The 22547-nt window shown below is 50.8% G+C and carries 24 protein-coding genes and 1 pseudogene; 20 read left to right on the top strand and 5 right to left on the bottom strand.

Translation table 11 applies throughout. The annotated features are described in order from the left end of the window. Positions 1–31 precede the first annotated feature (31 nt). Positions 32–493: an ImmA/IrrE family metallo-endopeptidase gene (locus HFP08_RS12670; protein WP_168120969.1), complete on the bottom strand. Its 462-nt coding sequence runs from the start codon at positions 491–493 to the stop codon at positions 32–34. Positions 494–505: 12 nt separating this feature from the next. Next, positions 506–907 (bottom strand): helix-turn-helix domain-containing protein, encoded by a 402-nt coding sequence (locus HFP08_RS12665; protein WP_206109239.1) that lies wholly within the window; start codon positions 905–907, stop codon positions 506–508. 365 nt (positions 908–1272) lie between these two features. Between HFP08_RS12665 and HFP08_RS12660 the strand changes: the two genes are divergently transcribed. The 18 genes from HFP08_RS12660 to HFP08_RS12570 all read left to right on the top strand — a co-directional run bounded on the left by HFP08_RS12660 (position 1273) and on the right by HFP08_RS12570 (position 16798). Further along, positions 1273–1722 carry a sigma factor-like helix-turn-helix DNA-binding protein gene (locus HFP08_RS12660; RefSeq protein ID WP_168120968.1) on the top strand — a complete coding sequence of 150 codons (450 nt, stop codon included), beginning with the start codon at positions 1273–1275 and terminating at the stop codon, positions 1720–1722. Between the two features lie 451 nt (positions 1723–2173). Further along, on the top strand, positions 2174–2605 hold the full coding sequence (locus tag HFP08_RS12655; RefSeq protein ID WP_240941339.1) for a phage tail terminator family protein: 432 nt from the start codon (positions 2174–2176) through the stop codon (positions 2603–2605). Continuing rightward, positions 2602–2766 carry a YqzN/YkzM domain-containing protein gene (locus HFP08_RS12650; protein ID WP_168120966.1) on the top strand — a complete coding sequence of 55 codons (165 nt, stop codon included), beginning with the start codon at positions 2602–2604 and terminating at the stop codon, positions 2764–2766. Before HFP08_RS12655 ends, HFP08_RS12650 begins: the two co-directional genes overlap by 4 nt. After that, positions 2767–4101, top strand: coding sequence for a phage tail sheath family protein (locus HFP08_RS12645; RefSeq protein ID WP_168120965.1), 1335 nt, complete (start codon positions 2767–2769; stop codon positions 4099–4101). Then, on the top strand, positions 4101–4568 hold the full coding sequence (locus HFP08_RS12640; RefSeq protein ID WP_168120964.1) for a phage tail tube protein: 468 nt from the start codon (positions 4101–4103) through the stop codon (positions 4566–4568). Before HFP08_RS12645 ends, HFP08_RS12640 begins: the two co-directional genes overlap by 1 nt. A gap of 80 nt (positions 4569–4648) precedes the next feature. Beyond that, a complete protein-coding gene (locus HFP08_RS12635; RefSeq protein ID WP_168120963.1) occupies positions 4649–5068 on the top strand; it encodes a phage tail assembly chaperone in 420 nt (139 codons plus the stop codon). A 194-nt stretch (positions 5069–5262) separates the two neighbouring features. Then, entirely contained in the window at positions 5263–7497 is a 2235-nt protein-coding gene (locus HFP08_RS12630; protein WP_168120962.1) for a tape measure protein, read from the top strand. Beyond that, positions 7490–8158: a LysM peptidoglycan-binding domain-containing protein gene (locus HFP08_RS12625; protein WP_168120961.1), complete on the top strand. Its 669-nt coding sequence runs from the start codon at positions 7490–7492 to the stop codon at positions 8156–8158. Before HFP08_RS12630 ends, HFP08_RS12625 begins: the two co-directional genes overlap by 8 nt. After that, the gene (locus tag HFP08_RS12620) at positions 8155–9129 is read left to right on the top strand and encodes an XkdQ/YqbQ family protein (protein WP_346768731.1); all 975 of its coding nucleotides are present in this window, start codon (positions 8155–8157) and stop codon (positions 9127–9129) included. The genes HFP08_RS12625 and HFP08_RS12620 overlap by 4 nt, the downstream gene beginning before the upstream one ends. Next, positions 9126–9425 carry a DUF2577 domain-containing protein gene (locus tag HFP08_RS12615; protein ID WP_168120960.1) on the top strand — a complete coding sequence of 100 codons (300 nt, stop codon included), beginning with the start codon at positions 9126–9128 and terminating at the stop codon, positions 9423–9425. The genes HFP08_RS12620 and HFP08_RS12615 overlap by 4 nt, the downstream gene beginning before the upstream one ends. Then, complete coding sequence (locus HFP08_RS12610; RefSeq protein ID WP_168120959.1) at positions 9422–9829, top strand: DUF2634 domain-containing protein; 408 nt, start codon at positions 9422–9424, stop codon at positions 9827–9829. Before HFP08_RS12615 ends, HFP08_RS12610 begins: the two co-directional genes overlap by 4 nt. After that, a complete protein-coding gene (locus HFP08_RS12605; protein ID WP_168120958.1) occupies positions 9822–10859 on the top strand; it encodes a baseplate J/gp47 family protein in 1038 nt (345 codons plus the stop codon). The genes HFP08_RS12610 and HFP08_RS12605 overlap by 8 nt, the downstream gene beginning before the upstream one ends. A 3-nt stretch (positions 10860–10862) precedes the next feature. Further along, positions 10863–12314, top strand: coding sequence for a phage tail protein (locus HFP08_RS29285; protein WP_240941337.1), 1452 nt, complete (start codon positions 10863–10865; stop codon positions 12312–12314). Then, positions 12314–12931 (top strand): putative phage tail protein, encoded by a 618-nt coding sequence (locus HFP08_RS12590; RefSeq protein WP_168120957.1) that lies wholly within the window; start codon positions 12314–12316, stop codon positions 12929–12931. The genes HFP08_RS29285 and HFP08_RS12590 overlap by 1 nt, the downstream gene beginning before the upstream one ends. A gap of 3 nt (positions 12932–12934) precedes the next feature. Beyond that, positions 12935–14305, top strand: coding sequence for a hypothetical protein (locus HFP08_RS12585; RefSeq protein ID WP_168120956.1), 1371 nt, complete (start codon positions 12935–12937; stop codon positions 14303–14305). 350 nt (positions 14306–14655) lie between these two features. After that, a complete protein-coding gene (locus HFP08_RS12580; protein WP_240941335.1) occupies positions 14656–14949 on the top strand; it encodes a hypothetical protein in 294 nt (97 codons plus the stop codon). Continuing rightward, positions 14946–15305 carry a phage holin, LLH family gene (locus tag HFP08_RS12575; RefSeq protein ID WP_168120955.1) on the top strand — a complete coding sequence of 120 codons (360 nt, stop codon included), beginning with the start codon at positions 14946–14948 and terminating at the stop codon, positions 15303–15305. The genes HFP08_RS12580 and HFP08_RS12575 overlap by 4 nt, the downstream gene beginning before the upstream one ends. Beyond that, complete coding sequence (locus HFP08_RS12570; protein ID WP_168120954.1) at positions 15302–16798, top strand: phosphodiester glycosidase family protein; 1497 nt, start codon at positions 15302–15304, stop codon at positions 16796–16798. The genes HFP08_RS12575 and HFP08_RS12570 overlap by 4 nt, the downstream gene beginning before the upstream one ends. 115 nt (positions 16799–16913) lie before the next feature. On the opposite strand, the gene HFP08_RS12565 is transcribed toward HFP08_RS12570, so the two are convergent. The 3 genes and pseudogenes from HFP08_RS12565 to HFP08_RS29700 all read right to left on the bottom strand — a co-directional run bounded on the left by HFP08_RS12565 (position 16914) and on the right by HFP08_RS29700 (position 17953). Further along, positions 16914–17333 (bottom strand): type II toxin-antitoxin system HicB family antitoxin, encoded by a 420-nt coding sequence (locus HFP08_RS12565; RefSeq protein WP_168120953.1) that lies wholly within the window; start codon positions 17331–17333, stop codon positions 16914–16916. Positions 17334–17365: 32 nt separating this feature from the next. Next, a pseudogene (locus HFP08_RS12560) lies at positions 17366–17553 on the bottom strand (type II toxin-antitoxin system HicA family toxin). A gap of 310 nt (positions 17554–17863) precedes the next feature. Then, positions 17864–17953: a putative holin-like toxin gene (locus tag HFP08_RS29700; RefSeq protein WP_481856569.1), complete on the bottom strand. Its 90-nt coding sequence runs from the start codon at positions 17951–17953 to the stop codon at positions 17864–17866. 1007 nt (positions 17954–18960) lie between these two features. On the opposite strand from HFP08_RS29700, the gene pheS reads away from it, so the two are divergent. Together pheS and pheT are read left to right on the top strand one after the other, a co-directional pair. Next, positions 18961–19995 carry a phenylalanine--tRNA ligase subunit alpha gene (gene pheS / locus HFP08_RS12555; protein WP_168120952.1) on the top strand — a complete coding sequence of 345 codons (1035 nt, stop codon included), beginning with the start codon at positions 18961–18963 and terminating at the stop codon, positions 19993–19995. A gap of 25 nt (positions 19996–20020) precedes the next feature. Further along, on the top strand, positions 20021–22462 hold the full coding sequence (pheT, locus tag HFP08_RS12550) for a phenylalanine--tRNA ligase subunit beta (RefSeq protein WP_168120951.1): 2442 nt from the start codon (positions 20021–20023) through the stop codon (positions 22460–22462). The last annotated feature ends 85 nt before the right edge of the window (positions 22463–22547 follow it).

Here is a 22547-nt window from a genome sequence, read left to right as displayed (position 1 = left end):
TTTGAGCGAACGCATATTGGCGTTTTCTGTATTATAACTTGAAAAAGGATTGCTCGTCGCGCCAGAAATTTGTTTTTGGCGCTTGCTTGAGATGGGCAATCTCCTCTGGAACTCCGCAGACCTTGGCCGCTTCGTAGATGGTGGATCCGCCCAGAAGCAACTCGTCCGGAATGAGCAGCTCAACGGCAAATTCGTTTGCTTCGCGTTCGATCTTGGCAATGGACTGAAGCGTGTGACGGTGTAGAAAAGGCGTGTTGACTCTTCGATGCTGAATCGCGTGTCCGAGCTCATGAGCGCAAGTGTAATGCTGATCATGCTCATCCATGCATGAATTGATATGAATCATTGGAATTCGTTTGTAGGTATTGAAATAACCCATCATATGACCTAATGGTTCGAACAAGACGATGATGTTTTTCTGAGCTGCAATATGGAAAGGGTTGTTCGTTCCATGTCTGCGAATCAGCAGACTGACAATTCGTTTAATCGTCATTCAGGACGCCCCTTATTTGTTTTTGTTAGGATTGAATTTTTGTTTGGCCATTTGCTTTGCCAGTCGCAATGAATTTTCCAGCGATATTCGCATTAATTCCTTCGTTTCCTCATCCATAGCCTCGCCGTGAAAGGCCAGCGCCTCATTGGACTCCAGATCGCCAATCATACGCTCAAGGTCGGCGGCAATATCCTTCTCTTCTTTCACTGTAAGCCCCGAATGATATAGCGTTTCTGTCGTAATGTGCAGAGCATCGCAAATTTTGATTACATTATCAATGGAGGCATTCGCCAGATTGCGCTCTATCATCGATCTAATGGTTGTATAGGCCACGCCTGTGGCTTTCGACAGGCTCATTACGGTAAAGCCCTTCTCGTGCATGATTTTAGATAAGTGTTCGCCTCTGCTCAACACGATTGATTCCTCCTATTAGAGTTACGATTATTCGTAACTTCTTACTCATCATAGTATATATTTTCCTTAAAGTAAATAATTATTACGACGAGTAGTAAAATAATTCGAAAAATCAATTGACATATTACGATTTATCGTATATATTGAATTCAGGATTTACGATTTGTCGTATGTAATGGGGGTGAGGAAATTGAACGTAACAGGTCGGGTATGGTTGGATTTGACACAGGAAGAACGGATGATTTGCCTGGAGTTCGCGAGTTGGCAGAATGTAAGGCGCGTGAAGCATGCCTTTGCGGTGTGAGGTCGTTACGATTGCTAGAAAATAAAAAATTAGAATAGTATCGACGAGAGGAGCGCTCGAGATGAGTTCCATTACAAAATTAATAAGCGAGTACACTGCCGGGGCCGATCAATTGGACAAGCTTCGACTGAAGCTTGGAGAGGGCAGTCCGGTGGAGCAGGAGGATGCAAAGCTCGTTTCCGGCATGTTATCCGATATGCGGTATGCGCTGGAGTGGATGAAGCGCGGCAGGCGTCCCGGCAATCGCCGTGGAGCCGAACGAACGGATATTTATCGGCAACGCGAGCTGCTGGAGGAGCTTAGACCCTTACAAGACGACGAGGCGGTTCGAAGCAAGCTGGTCTATGTGCTGCTCCTGCTGACGGAGCGCGAACGTACCTGCTTTCTCCTTCATATGGCGCAAGGAATGACTTATGATGAGATAGCTGTCAAATTAAGCATCTCGAGATCGAGCGTGCAAACGTTCTGCCGCCGTGCGAAGGATAAGGTGCAACTGGAAATGTTGAAGTAGCGAGTAGGTATTAAATAGTAAATAGTAGAAAGTAGTTATCCGTTAGCAGCTAGTAGGAAGCAGTTAGCAGTTAGTAGTAAGGAGCATGTCATGCGGATGTCATGCAAACGTCATACCTCTTCCCGCTATCGCTATGTCTTTTGGAGTCGTCCCAACGGGGGCGGCTTTTTTCGATTGGCATCTGTAGCACGGAGTTCAATCGAAAGTATAGCTGTGGATTCGAAAGGGCTGCAGCGCTGATAATCAGCGCTGCAGTCTCGGACGCCGGATCATCGGGCGCTCTAGCGCTGATAATCAGCGCTGCAACCTCGAAAACGGTACAGGCTAAGGCGTTAGCGATATGAATCTACATTAGATGATTCAATTAAGGAGGTGATGCCGCTGTAAATCGACCATGCCAGCCGGGAGCAAGATGATGCGGCTATCAAACAGATGGAAAGGAGGTGATGCCGTGCAACAAGTGACGGTCAATGATGTTCGCAATGCTGTCGAGGCAGCTCTTGCAGCCGAAATGCCAGACATTCCGATTTCCGATACGGAGACGAATGCGGGACTGGAATCGCCGTATTTTTACGTTAGGCTGCTTGAGCCCGTCTATACGCAAGAGCTGGGCAGGCGCTATCGCTGCGAATTTCCGTTTGACGTCCGCTATTACAGTCAGGAGCAAGGGGATGACCAGCGATACGACATTGCGGAGCAAGCAATGGCTGCGCTGAGGCGGATTGAAGTCGGCGGGGCACAATGCCCCGGCAATGCCATCAAGTTTGGGATTATCGACGAGGTACTGCATGTCTATGTTACGTATTCGATGCTGCTGTGGGAGCAGTTGCCCCAGGAGACGAAGATGCAGTCGCTCGTACAAGAGGAAGGGGTCGAGACATGACGGCTATGATCAGGTTTCCGAAGGAAAAGCTGCTGTCATCCAAGCAATTCACATCGATTCAGAAGGATGTGCTTGCCGCGCTTCTGGATGACCACGAGGCTTATACGATTGATGAAGCAAAACAAAAATTGAACGACTATTTGAATAAGGAGGCCAAATAGATGGCAGCTGGAACTTTTACAACGATGAACAAGGTTCGTCCTGGTGTGTATGTTAATTTCAATACGGAGGCGCAGCCGGTCGGCGCCGCAGGCGAGCGAGGCATTGTGGCAATGCCGCTGGTGATGAGCTGGGGCAAGGCGAAGGAGGTTGTGGTCATTGAAGCGGGGGAGGATACTTATCCGGCGCTTGGTTATTCACTGACGGATCCGAAGATGCTTCTCGTAAGAGAGTCTCTCAAAAGAGCCCGCACCTTGCTTCTCTATCGTCTGAATAGCGGGACGGAAGCGACGGGCTCCGATGGCGGAAATCTTACGATTACGGCCAGATACGGCGGCGTGAGAGGGAATGACATCTCTGTCGTGATTGCGGAGAATGTCGACAATACCGATCATTTCGATGTAACGACGTTGGTTGAAGGAGTTATCGTTGACGAACAGCTCAATGTTGCGGATATCGCGGGACTCTCTTCGAATGCTTGGGTGACCTTCACCGGTACAGGTGCTCTCGCGGCATCGGCCGGCATCCCCTTAACCGGCGGCGCTGACGGCACGGTCACGAATACCGACTATACCGATTATTTGACCGAGATTGAAATCTATGATTTCAATACACTGGCCTACACCGGCACAGACGATACGCTCAAAGGAGCCTTAACAAGCTTCGCGCAGCGACTTCGGGATGACGAAGGCAAGAAGATTCAGGTTGTGGTGGAAAACTATCCGAGCGCCGATTACGAGGGCGTCATTAGCGTGAAAAACGGCGTTGTACTTGCAGACGGCACGACGCTCACTGCCGCGCAGTCCGTTGCCTGGGTAGCGGGAGCAACCGCCGGGGCCGCTGTCAATGAATCGCTCACTTATTCGGCCTACGACGGCGCAGTTGATGTGTCGCCGCGCTATACGAACAGCCAGATTATTGCGGCTTTGCAGGCAGGCGAATTCGTGTTCACGCAAAGCAATCAGAAGGCGCTTGTCGAGCAAGATATCAATACGTTCACGGGCACAACGCCAGCCAAGGGCAAGGCATTTGGCAAGAATCGAGTCATTCGCGTGTTGGATGGCATGAATAACGATTTTGTCCGCATTTTCTCGGATTATTATATTGGCAAGGTAAATAACAACGGGGAAGGTCGCAATCTATTGAAGGGCGAGTGCATTAACTATCTGGATCAGCTTCAAGCGATTGAGGCGATTCAAAACTTCGACTCGCAGTCCGACATCACGGTGTCGGCGATCGCGGGAGAGTCGGATTCTATTGTGATTCATACGAATATTCAGCCAGTCGACAGCATGGAAAAAATCTATATGCAAGTTGAAATCGGAGGTGCTCTGTAATGACATATATGCGCGAAACAGATGCAATCAGCGGCAAGCAGGCGAAAGCATTCGCAACAATTAATGGTCGCGTGGAGGAGCTGTTCTACGCCCGCTCGCTCGAATCCACGATTGAGAAGAACAAGGTGGATGTGCCTATTCTGGGCAAAACCAACACGCCCAAGCGTTCCGCGGGCTGGAGCGGCACGGGCACGATGACCATCTATTACGTAACCTCCGTGTTCCGGCAGTTGATGCTGGATTATATCAAAACCGGACGGGATTTCTGGTTCGACATTCAGGTCATTAACGAGCAGCCCGGCTCCAGCACTGGCAAGCAAACCGCATTATTGAGGGAATGCAATATCGACAGCGTCATTGCGGCGCGCTTCGATTCCACAAGCGACGACATGCTGGAAGAGGAAATGCCGTTCACGTTCAATGATTACGATCTGCTGGATTCATTCAACACCATTTCGGGCAACTAATCTACCAAAACTGACAACCCAATATTGACTACTCAATACCAATACAGGCGTCTATTCAGACGCCTTCTCTGGAGGGAATTATGAGCACATTACAAGAGTTTCTTAATAGCAATCCCATTGATAATTTAACTGCGGAAATCGCGATTTCGGACCGCTTCAAGGATAAAGCCGGCAAGCTGCTGAAATTCAAGATCAAGGCGATGACCAATGACGAGTTCGATGAAATCCGAAAACGCGCGACCCAAATGGATTTCAAAAAAGGCAAGAAGAACGTTGAATTCAATGTGATGGCGTTCAACGAGTCCATCGTCATCAATAATACGCTTGACCCCGACTTTCGTAACGCGGACAGCATCAAGGCGATGGGCTGCACGGCGCCTGAGCAATATTTGACAAAGGTGCTGCTTGCCGGCGAGATTGCGGAGCTGTCCCAGCAAATTCAGAAGCTAAGCGGATTTGAGCAGGATCTGTCCGATCTGGTCGAAGAGGCAAAAAACTGATCGAGGAGGGCGACAGCGAGGCTAACTATGCTTACTACGCCCTCCATAAGTTGAATATTCTCCCGGCTGCGTTCGCGAATATGCCGAGAGAAGAGAAGGCTTTCGTCATAGCGTCGATTCAGATCAAAATTAAAGCGGAAAACAAAGCAGCTAAAAAGGCTAAGCGATGACGGCCAGAAAGGAGGCGATGAAGGATGGCCACACTTGCTTCAACCGTGAGCATAATGGCAGCTGACGCCAGTCAGTCCAATAGCTTGGTCGTGCTCGACAACAGAAAAGAGCTTTCTACAACAATGAGAAGCTACATGAAGAGCTTTACCTTAATTGAACGCATCAATGATGAATTGGGGACAACGGCCAAGCTTCAGTATTTTATATTCGCCGCTGCGGAGAGTTCCCTGGGAAGCTATAAAATGATGGCAGCCGTCATGATGAGGATGGGAACGTATACGAGGGGCGTTGTCCAATCCCATCATGAGCTTGTCGAATCCGCTGATCAGTTGCAAAATACATTGAGCATGGGCGGAGGTTCCGCACTAGGGCTGCCAGCCCCTCAAGGCGCTTTCGATGTCGCGCAGCAGCAAGCGAGTGATGGAGGCAAGGCGAAGCCGGCTTCCATGTTTTCCAAGGTGATTGGCAAGCTGGGCATTGCAGGCAAGCTCAAAAAAGCAATATCGGTAGACAGCTTGAAGGAGCTAGCTTCGGCATCGGATGCCTATATGAACAATTTGGCGCAGCTGAATCGGGTTAACGATGGATTGATGACGACGGAAGAGCTGCAGAAGCGTATTTACGCAGCGGCGGAAAGATCGCGTGGAAGCTACAGCGCCATGGCGGCTTCAGTCGTCCAATTGGGCGTGGGCGCGAAAAAAGCCTTTCAATCGAATGAAGAGCTTGTCGGCTTCTCCGAACTCATGCAGAAGTCGCTGCGTGTCGGAGGCGCATCTCCGGAGGAGCAGAAATCCGGATCGGCTATATTAACAAAGGCAATGGCATCAGGAAAATTAGGGGGAGACGATTTCAGCGAGATTGCGAAGACGGCTCCCCTCATTGCCCAGGCGATTTCAAAGTTCACAGGAAAGTCGATAGAAGATTTGAAGACGATGTCGGCTGAAGGCGCAATTTCTGCCGATATCATTAAAGGCGCGATGTTCGCGGCATCCGGTGATATTAATAGTAAGTTTGAAGAATTGCCGGTCACATTCGGCGATATCGGCAACGCAATCTCCAATAAGCTGTCGCAATCAATTGGGCCCCTTTTGCAGAAGGTGAACGATTGGCTCAACAGTCCGATTGGCGATGCGTTGGTGAATGGCATCATCAATTCCATTACCCTTGCTACAGAAGCGGTGGGAGGTTTGGTTGATGGCATTATGTGGATAGGCGGCGCTATTGAGAGCATTTGGCCTGTTGCGCAGCCTGTATTAGCCGGCATTATTGGCGCTTTTGCGTTTTGGAGCTTAACGCAGCTTCCGTTGTTAATGACTCAAATTAATAGATTATGCATCCAATTGTGGCTCATGATTGAGCCTATTTTAGCAGCTGCAGCCAGTTGGTTAATACTCAATTGGCCTATTCTATTAATTGGCGCCGCCATCGGCTTCCTGATTTTCAGTCTCTATCAATGGGAGGACGCGACGGCAAAGGTTGTTGGGTATATTGGCGGGATTTTTGGCACGCTCTTTGCTTGGTTCTGGAATAAATTTGCGCTTTTTGCGAATATGATTCTTTCGGTTGCTGAATTTTTCGTCAATGTGTGGAAAGATCCTATGTACGCTACAAAGAAGCTTTTCTATGATTTGGTTATTGATGCTCTGAAATATTTGGATAATCTGGCGAGTGGAATAGAAGGGATAATTAATAAGATTCCCGGTATACACGTCAATATGACAGGCAGTATGGACAATCTCTTAAATCAGCTTGAGAGAGAGCGGGATAATCTGAAGAGTAAAGAGGATGTTATCCAATTAACGAAATTTGAGCAATTGGATTATGGCGACGCCTTCAACAAAGGACAGGAGCTTGGTGAAAAGGCCAGTCATTGGGCTTCGGACGGCTTGCAGGGATTGGCAGGCAAGGCGGGCGATATGATGGGCTCGTTATTTGGCAAGAAAGGCAGCGGCGAGGATGGCGTATTCACTCCAGGAGCTTCCCAATCATCGAATGCCCTGGATAGTATCGGCAAGGTTGGAGAGGTCGGAAAGGTTCGGGATACTGTCGATATCAGCAGCGAGGATATTAAGCTCATGAGGGAGCTTGCGGAAATGAACAATGTTCAGAACTTCATGTCGGTGAGTCCGCAGCTTTCCTTCGGCGATACCCATGTGAGGCAGGACGGTCGGTCCGTCGACGAGATTATCGCGAATATAACCGAGCGAATGAACCAGGAAATCGTATCCAGCGCCAAGGGGGTGTATGGTCATGGCTGATTACGGCATCTATCTTTCATTCAACAATCAGGAGGAGGGCTTTCAATTGCCCATTAATCCGGCAAGCATCGATATGAGCGATGGCAGCAAGGGACAGTCCTACGATATTCCCGCGTTGGGAGAAATTAACGTGATCAAGGCCAGAAGTCTGACGCAATATAGCTTCAACAGCTTGCTGCCTGCGAGAGACTATCCTTTCACGGCGACTCCTTACTTGTTCGAACCCCGGTGGTACGTGGATCGCATTCTCAAATGGATGGACAGCAAGCGGCCAATCCGCTTCGTGTTCACCGGAGAGAGCTTCGATATTAACGAAGCGGTAAGCATTGATTCCTTTGATTGGAAGGAAGCGTCGGGGTCGATTGGAAATATTGAGTATTCGCTGAAGCTGAAGAAATATGTATTCTATTCTGCCCGTCGAATCAAGCAATCGGCAACGAATGGAGACTTGCTGGTCAAGGCTTCTCCCGCAAGGGCGAGTGACAAGAAAACGCCTGAAACCTACACAGTAGTCGCCGGAGACAGCTTGTGGTCGATTGCGAAGCGCATGCTCGACAATGGAGCAAGATGGACGGAAATTCAGGCCTTGAACAAGATTACGGATGCCGGGGTCAAGACATTGGCAATCGGCACCGTGCTGAAGCTGCCGGGAGGATCATGATGCTGGAGATGATGATTGACAACAAAAACGGAAATGTCTGGGATGTTTCGGAAATCGCAGCGGATATCACCTGGAAAACAAGCCGCTTCGGCAAGCCGGGGAGTCTGGATTTCACGTTGATCAAGAATGCTCTGTATCAAGAGCAAGCCTTCACCTACAGCAACGGCGATATTGTTACGTTTCGCAAGGATGGCCGGAATGTGTTCAAAGGATATATTTTCGGCATTGGAGGCGGGAGAGAGGAGAAGGTGAGCGTCAAATGCTATGATCAGATCCGCTATCTCTTGAACAAGGACACTTACGTCTTCGAAAATGTGAAAGCATCCGACGTATTGCGATTGATCGCAGCCGACTTCAACCTGCAAACCGGTTACATTGACGACACGGGCTACCTCATTCCGACGATGAGCGAGGACGGTCAAACCCTGCTCGACATCGTTACGAAAGCGCTCGACCTGACCTTGATTAACGCGAATCGGAACTATGTGCTGTACGATAATTTCGGCAGTCTCGAAATCAGAAACATTGAGAGCTTGCTTCTCGAATTCATTATCGGCGACGATAGTCTGATGACCGATTATCAGCTTGACACCAGTATCGATAAGGATACCTATAATTTCTTCAAGCTCTACAAGGACAATAAGGATACGGGCAAACGCGAGGTGTTTATTGCGAAGGACAGCGTCAATATGGCGAAATGGGGCACGCTTCAGCTCTATCAATCCGTAAATGAGAATATGAATACGGCTCAAATCAATGAAATGCTCACCCAATTGTCAACGATTAAAAACCGGGAGTCCCGAACGCTGAAGCTGAATGCGCTTGGCGATATCAACGTCAGAGCCGGATGCTATGTTCCCGTTACGATTGAGGAATACGACATTAAGCAGCCGTTTATCGTGGAGGACTGCACCCATCGATTTAGCGGGAGTGATCATACAATGCAGCTAGAACTGAAGGTGATTATATGAGCTTGTTGCCGGTCATTAAACAGGCGGCCAAAGACGCAGTAGACGCAACAAATCCCGTTATCGTTTTATTCGGAGTCGTAACCTCTGTAAATCCGCTCAAGGTTAACGTTGATCAACGTTTTAATCTGACAGCGGATTTTTTGATTCTGACGGAAGCAACCAGGGAATGGAAGGTGACGTTAGGCGGCGCCGAGTATGTTGTTCGGGAAGGCTTGCAGGTTGACGACAAGGTTATCCTGCTTCGCATGCAGGGCGGGCATAAATATGTTGTAGCAGACAAGGTGGTGAGCCAATGATTCCTGCAGGGGGCGTGCTTGGCAAGGCGTCGGTTGCCGATGAGCGGCAGCCTTCGCTGACATGGAAATTGGATTTCGAACGAGGGAGAGTCGTCGGCAAGCTGGACGGCATGGAAGCCATCAAGCAGACGATCGATCAGATCCTTCAGACGCAGCGTTATTCGTATTTGATCTACAGCTTCAATTACGGCAATGAGCTCAGTCGATTGATCGGCATGAGCCCGCTCTTCCTGCGCTCCGAAGCGGCACGGGTTATTCGGGAAGCGTTGACGCAGGATGATCGCATTGGAGACATTTCGGACTTGCAAATTGTGAATGCTGCCGACAGGGCGCTTATTTCTTTTACCGTGCTGACCGAGCTGGGCGCCATTGATTATGAACGGGAGGTGAACGCCTTTGTATGAAAATATGACCTATGACTTTATCTTGAACCGGATGCTGGATCGGGTGCCGTACAGCATTGACAAGCGGGAGGGCAGCGTCATCTATGATGCGTGCGCGCCTGCTGCGGCGGAGCTGGCGCAATTATATATTACGCTCGATGCGCAGTTGACGCTCGCTTTCGGTACGACGAGCAGCGGAGATTACCTGGATTTGCGCACGAATGATTATGGAATATCCCGCCAGCCCGCTGCGCCGGCGCAGCGCAAAGGACTGTTCTACGGCAATGACAATACGCCGCTGGATGTGCCGATCGGCAGTCGCTATAGCGCCGAGGATTTAAATTATGCGGTAGTTGAAAAGCTGACTGACGGTGAGTTTCTGCTTCAATGCGAAACGGCCGGCACGGCGGGTAATCGTTATTTTGGCGCGATACTGCCTATTGATTATGTGGCGGGGCTTGTGCGAGCGGAGGTGGCGGATGTGCTGGTGCCGGGAGAAGATACCGAATCGGATGATTCTCTCCGGGCCCGCTATCTGCATCGCGTGCGCAATCCGTCCAGCGGCGGCAATGCGGCGGATTATCGCGATTGGGCAATGAGCGTCGCAGGCGTCGGCGGAGCTAAGGTGTATCCGCTATGGAGTGGTCCCGGAACAGTGAAGGTCGTTATCGTGGACAGCGACAAGGAGCCTGCCAGCGCTACATTGGTGACGGAGACCGCAAACTATATGGAGACGGTTCGTCCGATTGGCGCAGAAGTGACGGTAGTATCCGCGACAGCCGCCTCAATTAATGTCGCTGCCATGGTCGTCTTGGCGGCCGGCTATACGCTTCAGGCGGTGAGCGATGCTTTCGAAGCGGCGTTGTCGAAGTATTTTCGCTCAATCGCATTCTCAGCATCTTATGTCAGCATTGCCGGGGTTGGCGTCTTGCTGCTTTCGGTTCCCGGCGTACTTGACTATTCGGGCTTGACGCTGAACGGCGGGACGGGCAATGTGGCGCTCGATGATGAAGAGATCCCGGCGCTGGCCAGCGTGGAATTGGAGGTGTAGGCCATGCCGTATCCGGATGAAATCGATGTATTTCCCGCGAAGCTGAACAAGCGGGCTGACGGATCGGCGTATACGGTACAGGAAGAGCTGCTGATTACGGATGGCAAGTATGAAGGCGTGCTTGCGCATGACAACATTGCTAATAGCACCGTGAGCGTCTACACAGGACCGAATTTGACCGGCGATGAAGTGACAAGCTTTACCGTCTCGATTCCTGCCGCTGCGCCTTGGCGACGAAGCATTCGTGTTTTCACTAATGCCGCGAAGGTGTATGTGACCTATCAGACGCCTGGCGACCAGGTGGATGCCGGGGATATCAACCTGCTGCAGGAAGCCGTTACCGCTGCGCAGACTGAGGTGGATCGCTACAAGCTGGAGAATGATACGGCTGTAACGGCATTAACCGGACAAATGGCTGAAGTAGAATCCGGCAAAGCCCAACAGACCTACGTTGATTCGCAGCTGCTGTTGAAATCGGATAAATTCAGCACGTACACGAAGATGGAGACCGATCAACGAATCAACGAGATTATCGGAACGGCGCCGGAGGCGCTGGATACCTTGCAGGAGATTGCGGTTGCGCTGAATAACGAACCCGATTTCGCGGCAACGATGACTACGCAGCTAGCCGGCAAGGTGGACAAGATTGCGGGCAAAGAGCTGTCAACGGAAGATTATTCAACGACTGAGAAAACGAAGCTGGCCGGAATCGAGGCGGGCGCTAATCTTTATACGCATCCGGTCAATCATCCGCCGTCCATTATTGCTCAGGATGCTGGCAATCGCTTTGTAACCGATGCAGAGAAGGCTGCCTGGAATGGGAAGGCGTCAGCGGATCCTGCTACGGATTCTGCAGACGGACTTATGTCGGCAGGAGATAAAGGGAAGCTGGACGGTATTGCGGAAGGCGCTCAAGTGAATGCTGTTTCAAGCGTTGCAGGGAGAACGGGAGCCGTCACGATTTCGAAAAGCGATGTTGGTCTGGGTAATCTTGACAACTATGCGGTTGCCACACAGGCCGAGGCCGAGACGGGAACGAGCTCAGCCAAATATATGACGCCCCTGCGGACAGCACAGGCCATCAATTCCCGATTAGCCAATGTAGGCGGCGGGGATATGCTGAAGAGCGTTTATGATGCCAATGATAACGGCAAGGTCGATCAGGCTGAAGCGGCTGACAGCGTGCCATGGGCTGGTGTCACGGGGAAGCCGGCATCGTTTGCTCCCGCTGCTCATCAGCATAGCGGCGCAGACATTATCTCGGGCACCGTTGCAGTCGCGCGGCTACCGTCTGCGAGTACAAGCGCGGCAGGCATTGTGCAGCTAAATGGTGCGATTGACAGCAGCAGTACGGCGCAGGCGGCTACGCCGAGCGCGGTCAAGGCTGCGTATGATCTGGCGGCAAGCAAGCTGTCTCCCAGCGTCACTTGGGGCCAATTGCGAGGTGATGCTTGATGGCTTATGGAGACGGTCTGTACGGCGCGCTTTTATTTGGCGATTCTGCCGACAATGGAATAACGCCTGATGCGACGCCGCCTGACTTGATGGGCTATTTGCCATCCTATTGGCACAGCATACGCGATATGGTCGAGCTGCAGACGACGCTTGCGGAGGAGCTTGGCCTCACATTGTCGGCGGCAGCCGATCTTGCGGATCAGTTTTACGTGTCGACGGCGACTTGGGGGCTGACGCAATGGGAGCGGGAATTCGGATTAACGACCGATCCCTCCATGTCTTATGAATGGCGGCGAGAAATCGTGCTGGCCAAGCTGCGCGGTCACGGCACAGTGACCAGGCAAATGCTGATCGGCGTGGCCGCCTCCTTCAGCGGCGGTGAGGTCGATGTGCTGGAATACCCCGGTGAGTATCGCTTTGTCATTCGGTTTATCGGGGTGCTTGGCGTTCCGGCCAATATGGCGGGATTTATTGCCATGCTGGATCAGATCAAGCCCGCGCATTTGTCGTATTCATTCCTTTTCACCTATACGACTTGGGATATGGTATCGGAGCTGACCTGGCAGGAGGCCAGCGCCAAAACGTGGAGTCAACTACGCATATACGAAGGAGGATAAAAGATGGAATTAACACCTAATTTGAATTTGAAGAAGCCTGGGAACGAGGATAACGTCAATATCGATGATTTTAACGATAATGCGGATGTTTTGGATACTGAAGTGGCGAAGCTTGCCAGCGCGACAGAAGCGGGCCGGATGTCGGCGGCGGATAAAGTGAAGCTCAACGGGATCGCGACGGGGGCTCAGGTGAACACCGTTACCAGTGTTGCGGGCAAGACTGGGGCTGTCACCTTGGCTAAGGCTGATGTGGGCTTAAATAATGTGGACAATGCCAAGCAAGCGACCAAAACGGAGTTTGATGCGCATGTCGCTGCATCTTCTGGTGCTCATGCTGCAAGTGCGATATCTGCTACAGGAGGAACAACGGTTCAAGCTGAAATTAACAGTTTAAAGTCCTCTGTCAGTGACGGTAAAGCCTTGATCGCCTCCGCGATTACTGACAAAGGAGTAGATACGGAGGCGACAGACACCTTTGCAACAATGGCTGACAATATCGGGGATATTGAACTGAGCAGCGGGAATGCGACTGCAGCAGACGTACTCGCAACCAAAACCTTCAGTAATGATTCGGGCCCAGGACAGGTTGGTTCAATGCCGAATCGTGGAGCGGTATCTATTACTCCCGGCGCAGCTGCTCAGACAATCGCGGCGGGTTACCACAATGGTTCCGGGACTGTAACGGGTGATGCTGATCTTGTCACGGGCAATATTAAGGCAGGAGCTAGTATATTTGGCGTTGCAGGTAAATCTGAGGTTGTGGACACGACCGAGGGTTCAGTACCAGCTTCTGCTTCTCAAATTTTGAGTGGGCGAAAAGCGTATGTGAACGGTTCGCTTGTCACTGGCTCCATGCCCGACCGATCCGGCGACACCGCAGCAGTCTCCAGCGCCGTTAGCGACACAACGTTGAGGCTTCGAGCTTCAGCAGGCTATCGGGATGGATCGAATGATTATGTGACGCTGACGGATGCTGACTTTATCGCTGCCAATATACCAGAAGATATTAATTTGTTCGGATTACAGGGTGCACTTGTACGAGGTAAGAAGTTCGCTAGTGGTACGACATTGCCTGTAACTTTAGAAACAGGTGGGAAAACAGCATATGTGGAAATAACAGGACTTTCATTTGTTCCATCCCTTATTTGCGTCTCGTTCAGATATATTTATGATTGGTTAGCGTTAATAAATGGTACGACAAATCATTACAACGATTGGGATGGTAGTGGAACAAACGGTAGAGCGCATACCGAAATATTAAAAACATCTGTTTCACCAACAGCATCCAACACAAAGGTTTGGTTGTTGAACAATTCTGCTTATGCATTGGTCACAGGGAATTTTTCTAATATAGTATGGAACGCATATGAGTAAAGGAGAGGAGTCGGAAGCGGCACTTGTCTATCAACAGACTTTATCAGAGCAACTTGCGATTCAATAGCAGCGTCTCGCGGACGCAGAACTCTCCCTCGCTGATCTATTCACAGGAGGAGGTGTATAGGGATGGCAAAGCCAATTTATCAAATCAGAATTATCGCAAATTCATGCATCACATGCTAATATTACGGCGAGCGAGAGATTATAGACATTGTCGCTGGTTATGGCATGTCGCAAGATAATAGCAACCCTGTGCTTGCTGAGATTTATACGAAGCGTCCGGACATTGCTCCGGCTGAGGGCTCCGCATAAGCGGAGCCTTTTCTATTGAAGAATGAGGTGATTTCATGGATACAGAAATGGTTCCGACGCTCATAGCGATCGGTGGGACTGTAAGCGGGATTGCGGTTGGGTGGGCGGGGCGTGCTAGAACGATTAAGCAGGATACGGTTTCCGAAGCAACAAAGGATGCTACGCTGCAGGCGGATATGGCTTATCTCAAGCGTGGCATTGATGACATGCGAGTCAAGATGGACATTCACGCCCAACGATATGATGCTTTGGCGGAGATGGCAATTCGTATGGATGAATCGATTAAGTCGGCGCATAAGCGCATTGATAAATTGGAGGGGACTGGATGATGGAGAATCTGCAACCTTTTATAGATGCTATTGTGACAGCTCTAGTTGGACTGCTGGTAACAGCGATTTTAGGACTGCTTGCTGTACTCAAAAGCAAGATTGAGACATGGCTGACCACGAAGACAAGCGTACAGCAACGTGAAATTCTAACAAAGCTGGCCGGAGAGGGAATGGCCTTTGCGGAGTCAATATACGAGCAAGCAGGCGGTCCGCAGAAGCTGGAAGCTGCTTATGCGTATGTGCTTCAACATGTCGAAGAGATAGGCATCAAGATCAATAGTAACAGTATAAAAGCAGCAATTGAAAAAGCGGTTCTCGATTATAATTCGCATGTGAAGGGCAGCGGCAAACAATGATCAATCATAAGAGAATTCGAATCACTAATAACCTGGTAGAGGAAGGGCCGTTGACGTATGCGCGCAGCGGCCCTTATTCGAAGTCCGAAGGTTGGACCGATATTCGAGTGGTGGATGTGCCGCTTGATTCGATTCAGCGCGTCGAGCTTGTTACAGAGAAAGGCAAGACGGTGAGCCAAATCCTATCCGAACTGGTTTCGCAACATGGCGGCAATTGGCTCTGTTTTAATGCTTCGCATTTTAATGAGGAAAACGGCGATCTGCTTGGCTTGACTTATCGCGATGGTGAAGAAATCTATCAAGATGTGCTCGGCATGACGGAGGGAAGGCCACATTTCTATTACAAGAATGGACGGTTTGGGATAGGTCGTCAGACGAGGCCAGATGGTGTCAAGATGGCTGTCTGCGGTGTGCCAACGCTAAGTGAAGATGGAAAGTCGATTGATCCGCCGCATGCTGCTGAGAAAACACCTTCAAACGAGCTTGAAACGAAATCGCGAATGATTGTAGGCATCAAATCTGATGGCACTCTTGGCATGATTACCGTGGACGGTCGAGGCGCATATGACAAGGGGTTAACCACGAAAGAAGCTGGAATCATGGCGACAAAATACGGTTACGAGACCACCGTTAACCTGGACGGAGGCGAATCGGCTACCTTCGCTACCAATAACCGTCAACTGCTGGACGCGCTGGAGATTGACAAGGCCAACAAAAAGCGGCAATTTCATGTTGCGGACATGAGTCTTGATTATCAAGAAAAGGTTGTGCATCATGCGATTGCCATTCAATTCGATCCCGATAAGCTATTGCCGACGTATATTGTTGATCATATTCCGACAAGTACGCCGCATAACCGCCGTGCCGGTCATGCATTGAAGGCAACAACTTTGACCATTCACAATACGGGCAACCCGACTAGCACAGCCCGAAATGAACGTAACTGGCTTACCAATCCAACCAACGAAGTGACGGCGAGCTATCATATTGTGTTGGATGACAAAGAAACGATTGAGTGCTTGCCCCTGGATGAGAATGCTTGGGCCGCGGGTGATGGAACGAATGGGGAAGGCAATCGAACTTCCATTCATATCGAAATCTGTGAAAGCGGAGATTATCAGCATACTCTTGAGCGTGCTGTCGAGCTGGTTGCCAGCATGCTCCAGGAGCGCGGCTGGGGAGTAGAGCGGCTGCGTCGACATTATGATTGGCCGCGAGCTGATGGCTATCGGAAGAATTGTCCTCGATTAATGTATGACAACGGCAGTTGGACAGGTTGGCATCAGTTTGTAGAGAGGGTGAGAATTGCGATGGCACCTATATCAGAGAAGAAGACGCCCTTTAGCGATGTGGAGGCTGGTCGCTGGTCGGAGGCTGCGATTAAGGCAGTTGCAGATAAAGGTTGGATGGAGGGCTATCCCGATGAAAAGTTCAAGCCCGGTAACAAGGTGACACGAGAAGAATTGGCAGTAGTGCTTAATCGATTAAAGTAAAAGAGAAGCCCGCTGATTTAAATCGCGAGCGGGCTTCTATCCCCTAAAACGCATCCTCAATCAATCTACTTTCCTCTCTTTCCCAATTTGTCCTATTAAGAATGAAAAGCGGCTCTTAAGGCCGTTTCTCAGTTATACCAAGTTTTTCTTTCAAGGCAAATTGCAATGTCTGAGAAAAATTAAGTCCGGCTCCTTCGGCCTCGTCGTTTAGCCATTGCGGAATAGTCAGGGTCTTTTTTACGGCTCGATTTTGCAATTCATCTCGAATGGGTTCAGTTCTGGACTGGATAAGCGACACGAACGCGCCGGTCTCTGTATCCTCCATTGATACTTCATTTGGCTTTGATGGTAATGGAATGGCATCTCCGTCACGCTCCATACCGTATAGGTGCAGTGCCATAGCCTCAGCTGCCATGAGAACGGCTTCTTCCAAATCACTCCCTTCGGTAATACAGCCTGGAAGGTCAGGGAACGTGATTGTATAGCCCCCATTCTCGTTCGGGTCGAAGATTGCTGGAAATATATATTTAGCCATTTACTATTGCCTCCTTAAAATAAGTCTCCTTATTAAAGTCCTGCCTGTTTAAGTATGGTTTTAATCGTCTTTGGTGCTAATTCCCTCTTTGGATGCGGGATGGTGACTTTTCCCGGTTTGATTGGATGTTTGTACTGATGATGACTTCCCACAACGGCAACTAATTTCCAACCATTTTTTCAATTAATCTAATAAGTTCGCGGGAAGTGATGTTCTTCACATTATCATCCTCTCTATTCTAATGATAACACGTATATATTATACGTGTAAATTGAACTTAAAGTTATTCGCATCTATCGTTCTTTTGTTATTATGACTGCATTTAGTGTCGAGAGCGCCTCTAAGATTTGTAATCATGATTTACAGTAGATTGACTTCTAGCGGATTGCGGGAATAATTGAAGCGTGTTATGATTAGGATATTGAAAGGAGCCGTGCGCTAACACGACTCCAGTGCAACTGCCGCTTTTAAGGGCGGTGGCTTAGGAAATAGGCTATAGAATTAGACCGTTAACCTTCCTACAGGGCGGTCTATTTCTTTTTGTGGAATGAAAGGATCAACACAACCAGCGTCGCGAATGAAATCATCAGCGTCATTGCTTGGTACACCTCCACAGGCATCACCTCCCTTCCGGGAGATTAGCCGACCGCCCTTATAGCCAACGTGCTGCAAGGATAATTATACCAGAATATATGTTCGTATAAAAGAGTGCTAATAGGCTTATTTTAACGAGTTCTTCCTAATCCAATAGGGTTCACAAGCTAGCTTAGACTGAGGTGGAAAGGCTGTAAGGAAGATTCATAACGTTATTTTGCCGACCTCAGCCATTTCTGAAATTTAACGAAGATCTATATCGCTATTGCTCCAAAAAGGGAGTCGAAAGGAATCGGAAATGCTAAATAAGGTTACAGATTTTCGTTAGATTTCCGGAAAGTGTCGAAAGTCGCAAATAGCGTTACCAGTTTTCGTTAGAAACGAATTTGACAGGCCGTTTGATTCCATTATATGCCATTCGAAGCTCATCCGATCTCGCTGCTCATTCGATCACATTCTATTTCTCCATATCGCGAACATCAAAAGCCAAGCAAACGAGCCAGATAGTGATTTAATCCAATCGAGCTGTTGCAACCGCAGAGCCATTTGCATATAATAAAGATTAATGTTTTGCATAATGAAATGCCGAGATGGAGAAGAGTAAGCAGTGCCTTCAGACAGGGAGAGGACGCCGAAGATTGAGAGCGTTCTTGTGAAATCAGGCTGCCGAAGTTCGCTCCGGAGCATGCTCCTGAACACGCTGAACTCCGGTTCTGCGGCTGAAGTAGGGAGTTACGGTTTCCGCCGTTATCGGGTGCTAGAGGAAATGCCGAAGGAGCAGGCTCGCCTATCGACAGAATGGTTTACATCCTGGGAGGCGCGCAGCATGCAATCGGTCATTTCGAATTAGGGTGGTAACACGGTTCTTCCGTCCCTTCGGGGAGGAGGGGCCTTTTTTTGTTGCAGGTTGCTTTTGCGGCATGTTGCATCTGCAGTAGGCTGCTTTGTTGCAGGTTGCATTTGCAGCAGGCTGCTTTGTTAGCAAGTGGTGCAAAAGGCAGGAACAGGTTCACACATTCAGGAGGCGATATCGATGAAAGAAAGGCTGGAGGAGCTTCGCGTCAGCGCGCTGCAAGAGCTGCAGACGGTGGAGTCGGCGGCTGCGCTTGGCGAGCTGCGAGTGAAGTATTTGGGCAAGAAGGGCGCTCTAACGGAAATCTTGCGCGGCATGGGAGGACTTAGCGCGGAGGAGCGTCCCGTTATCGGAGAAGTAGCGAACGCGGTGCGGTCCGCAATTGAAGGCGTCATTAATGAAAAGCAGGAAGCGTTCCAGCAGGAGGAGACGAATAACAGGCTTCGCAAGGAAACGATCGATGTGACGCTGCCGGGCCGAGCGCTGCCGAGAGCGGCAGTGCATCCGCTGAACAAGACGGCGCAGGAGATTGAGGATGTGTTCCTTGGACTGGGCTTCTCGATTGCAGAGGGGCCCGAGGTGGAGACGGATTATTTCAATTTCGAGGCGCTTAATCTGCCGAAAAACCATCCTGCCCGCGATATGCAGGATTCCTTCTATATTACGGACGAGATTCTGATGCGCACGCATACTTCTCCGGTGCAGGTTCGCACGATGCAGGCGAAGGGCGGCGCAACGCCGGTCAAGGTCATCTGCCCGGGCAAGGTGTATCGCCGCGACGACGACGATGCGACTCATAGCTTCCAGTTCAATCAGATCGAGGGTCTCGTTATCGGCAAAGGCATTCGCATGAGCGATCTGAAAGGCACGCTTCTGCATTTCGTTCAGCAGATGTTCGGCGCGCAGGCGCAGATCCGTTTGCGTCCAAGCTTCTTCCCGTTCACGGAGCCGAGCGCCGAGGTGGACGTGACCTGCGTGCAATGCGGCGGCCATGGCTGCCGGATGTGCAAGGGCACCGGCTGGCTGGAAATTCTCGGCTGCGGCATGGTGCATCCGAGCGTGCTGGAGATGGGAGGCTACGATCCGGAGGAAGTGAGCGGCTTCGCATTCGGCATGGGCGTCGAGCGAATCGCTTTGCTGAAATACGGCATTGACGATATCCGCCATTTCTACACGAATGATCTAAGGTTCCTGGGCCAGTTCGCGAGAATGTGATTCAAGAGAGAAGGGAAGATGTGAGATGAAGGTATCCTATGCATGGTTGAACGAATATATCGATTTGAACGGATTGACAGGCGAAGAGCTCGCTGAGAAAATGACGCGCGGCGGCATCGAAATCGACGGCGTGGAGTCTAGGAACAAGGGTGTGACTGGCGTCGTCGTTGGTCATGTCGTATCGAAGGAGAAGCATCCCGACGCGGATAAGCTGAACGTATGCAAGGTCGATGTCGGCACGGGCGAGGAGCTGCAAATCGTATGCGGCGCGAAGAACGTCGATGCGGGACAGCTTGTCCCTGTTGCGGTGATCGGCGCGGTATTGCCCGGCGACTTCAAGATTAAGCGCGCGAAGCTGCGCGGCGTGGAGTCGCAAGGCATGATCTGCTCGGCGAAGGAGCTTGGCTTGAACGACAAGCTGCTGTCGAAGGAGCAGCAGGAAGGCATTCTGGTGTTGCCATCATCGACGAAGATCGGCACGCCAATCGGCGATGTGCTTGCTATTAACGATGAGGTGCTTGAGCTGGATTTGACGCCGAATCGTTCCGACTGCCTGAGTATGCTCGGCGTTGCCTACGAGATAGGCGCGTTGACCGGCCGCGAGGTGAAGCTGCCGGATCTGGACGTAAACGGAGCATCGGTAAAAACGGCTGATTTGGTCGCCGTCGAGGTGGAAGCGAAGGAAGCCTGTCCGCATTATTCGGCGCGCTATATTAAAGACGTGAAGATCGGCCCTTCGCCGCAATGGCTGCAGAATCGATTGATGGCGGCGGGCATCAGACCGATTAACAATGTGGTCGATGTAACGAATTTCGTGATGCTGGAATTCGGACAGCCGCTTCATGCGTTCGACGCCGACCGGGTCGGCAGCGGCAAAATCGCCGTTCGCATGGCGAAGGACGGCGAAACGATGATGACGCTTGACGATCAGGAGCGTCGCCTCGAGCCGCATATGCTCGTCATTACCGACGGCAGCGAGCCGATCGCGCTGGCCGGCGTGATGGGCGGAGCGAGCACGGAGGTGACGGCGGGTACGGTGAATATTTTGCTGGAATCGGCTCGCTTTGACGGGGGAACGGTTCGCAAAACTTCCAGACAGCTTGGACTGCGCTCGGAATCGAGCATCCGCTTCGAGAAGGAAGTGGATCCATCGAACGTCATTCCGGCGCTCAATCGCGCAGCCGCTCTTATTGCGGAGCTGGCTGAAGGCTTGGTAACGGACGGTATCGTCGAGGTTCAATCCGATGCTCCCGAGGCGAAGCAGGTTTCGGTATCGCTGCAGAAAATCAACGATTATCTGGGCACGGAGCTGTCGAGAGTGGAAGTCCGGACGATTTTCGAAAGATTGAAGTTTCCCTATTCCGTAGCGGGAGAAGATCTGTTCCAAGTCGATGTGCCGACTCGCAGAGGCGATATTACGCGCGCGGTCGATCTGATCGAAGAGGTGGCGCGTCTGCATGGCTACGACAATATCCCTACGACGCATATTCATGGCGAGGTGATTCCCGGCGCGCTCACGAAGCCGCAGGCGATTCGCCGCGAGCTGCGCAAGCGGCTGACGGATTGGGGACTGCATGAGGTAATCAGCTACTCCTTCACAAGTCCTGCCAGAACGGCGTTGTTCAAAGAGCTGTCATCCAGCTTGAAGGCTGTTCGCCTGGCGATGCCGATGAGCGAGGACCGCAGCGTGCTTCGCACTTCGCTTGTCGCGCAGCTGCTCGAAGCGGCTGTCTATAACCGCAATCGGAAGTCGCCTTCCGCGGGATTGTTCGAGATTGGCAGCGTGTTCCATACGCATGAGGAGACTTTGACGCAATTGCCGCAGGAGAAGCATCGCTTCGCGGTGCTGCTGACCGGCAACAGGCTGGAGGCTGGGTGGAATGTGAAGGCTGAGGCGTATGATTTTTACGATGCGAAAGGAATTCTGGAGAATGTGTTCGCGGTGCTGGGTCTTACTTCGAAAATATCCTATGCTCCCGCTCAGCCCGAGCATTTCCATCCGGGAAGAACGGCTGCAGTATCGATTGGAGGCGTCGATGGGCCTAAAGTAATCGGTTATGTCGGTCAGCTTCATCCGACGCTTCAGCTGGAATCGGATCTCGGAGATACGTATGTCATTGAAGTCGAGCTGGATGAATGCTACGAGGCAGCGGATTTCGATATCGAATACCGCGTGCTTCCGAAATATCCGGCGATCGAACGGGATCTGGCGGTTGTCGTGGACAGCGAGGTCGCGGCAGCAAGCTTAACTGATGCTGCAAGAAGCACAGCCGGTGAGCTTCTCGAATCGCTGCAGGTATTCGACGTGTATACGGGAGACCGGATGGAGGCAGGCAAGAAGAGCATTGCGATGTCGTTCGTGTACCGCCATGGGGAGCGTACATTGACCGATGAAGAGGTCACTTCGCTGCATGCTGCCGTGGTGCAAAAATTAGAACATTCTTTTGGCGCGGAATTGCGCAAATAAGCAGGAAACCTCCTAAGCCGCATCGAATTAGTTCCTTGTGAACGTCGATGCAGCTTTTTCTATAGGGAAAAAGTAGGAATCGACA

Origin of the sequence: Paenibacillus sp. HB172176 (assembly GCF_011947265.1) — a bacterium.
In the GTDB taxonomy this organism is placed as follows: Bacteria; Bacillota; Bacilli; order Paenibacillales; family Paenibacillaceae; genus Pristimantibacillus.
The sequence above is the reverse complement of the archived record's forward strand: the minus strand, read 5'-3'. Positions and strand labels throughout refer to the sequence as shown.

Bases quoted from the DNA above. Each gene is read 5' to 3' on its own strand.
- HFP08_RS12670 (WP_168120969.1), bottom strand. From the start codon at position 493: ATGACGATTAAACGAATTGTCAGTCTGCTGATTCGCAGACATGGAACG.
- HFP08_RS12660 (WP_168120968.1), top strand. From the start codon at position 1,273: ATGAGTTCCATTACAAAATTAATAAGCGAGTACACTGCCGGGGCCGAT.
- HFP08_RS12650 (WP_168120966.1), top strand. From the start codon at position 2,602: ATGACGGCTATGATCAGGTTTCCGAAGGAAAAGCTGCTGTCATCCAAG.
- HFP08_RS12645 (WP_168120965.1), top strand. From the start codon at position 2,767: ATGGCAGCTGGAACTTTTACAACGATGAACAAGGTTCGTCCTGGTGTG.
- HFP08_RS12640 (WP_168120964.1), top strand. From the start codon at position 4,101: ATGACATATATGCGCGAAACAGATGCAATCAGCGGCAAGCAGGCGAAA.
- HFP08_RS12635 (WP_168120963.1), top strand. From the start codon at position 4,649: ATGAGCACATTACAAGAGTTTCTTAATAGCAATCCCATTGATAATTTA.
- HFP08_RS12630 (WP_168120962.1), top strand. From the start codon at position 5,263: ATGGCCACACTTGCTTCAACCGTGAGCATAATGGCAGCTGACGCCAGT.
- HFP08_RS12625 (WP_168120961.1), top strand. From the start codon at position 7,490: ATGGCTGATTACGGCATCTATCTTTCATTCAACAATCAGGAGGAGGGC.
- HFP08_RS12620 (WP_346768731.1), top strand. From the start codon at position 8,155: ATGATGCTGGAGATGATGATTGACAACAAAAACGGAAATGTCTGGGAT.
- HFP08_RS12615 (WP_168120960.1), top strand. From the start codon at position 9,126: ATGAGCTTGTTGCCGGTCATTAAACAGGCGGCCAAAGACGCAGTAGAC.
- HFP08_RS12610 (WP_168120959.1), top strand. From the start codon at position 9,422: ATGATTCCTGCAGGGGGCGTGCTTGGCAAGGCGTCGGTTGCCGATGAG.
- HFP08_RS29285 (WP_240941337.1), top strand. From the start codon at position 10,863: ATGCCGTATCCGGATGAAATCGATGTATTTCCCGCGAAGCTGAACAAG.
- HFP08_RS12590 (WP_168120957.1), top strand. From the start codon at position 12,314: ATGGCTTATGGAGACGGTCTGTACGGCGCGCTTTTATTTGGCGATTCT.
- HFP08_RS12585 (WP_168120956.1), top strand. From the start codon at position 12,935: ATGGAATTAACACCTAATTTGAATTTGAAGAAGCCTGGGAACGAGGAT.
- HFP08_RS12580 (WP_240941335.1), top strand. From the start codon at position 14,656: ATGGATACAGAAATGGTTCCGACGCTCATAGCGATCGGTGGGACTGTA.
- HFP08_RS12575 (WP_168120955.1), top strand. From the start codon at position 14,946: ATGATGGAGAATCTGCAACCTTTTATAGATGCTATTGTGACAGCTCTA.
- HFP08_RS12570 (WP_168120954.1), top strand. From the start codon at position 15,302: ATGATCAATCATAAGAGAATTCGAATCACTAATAACCTGGTAGAGGAA.
- HFP08_RS12565 (WP_168120953.1), bottom strand. From the start codon at position 17,333: ATGGCTAAATATATATTTCCAGCAATCTTCGACCCGAACGAGAATGGG.
- HFP08_RS29700 (WP_481856569.1), bottom strand. From the start codon at position 17,953: ATGCCTGTGGAGGTGTACCAAGCAATGACGCTGATGATTTCATTCGCG.
- pheS (WP_168120952.1), top strand. From the start codon at position 18,961: ATGAAAGAAAGGCTGGAGGAGCTTCGCGTCAGCGCGCTGCAAGAGCTG.
- pheT (WP_168120951.1), top strand. From the start codon at position 20,021: ATGAAGGTATCCTATGCATGGTTGAACGAATATATCGATTTGAACGGA.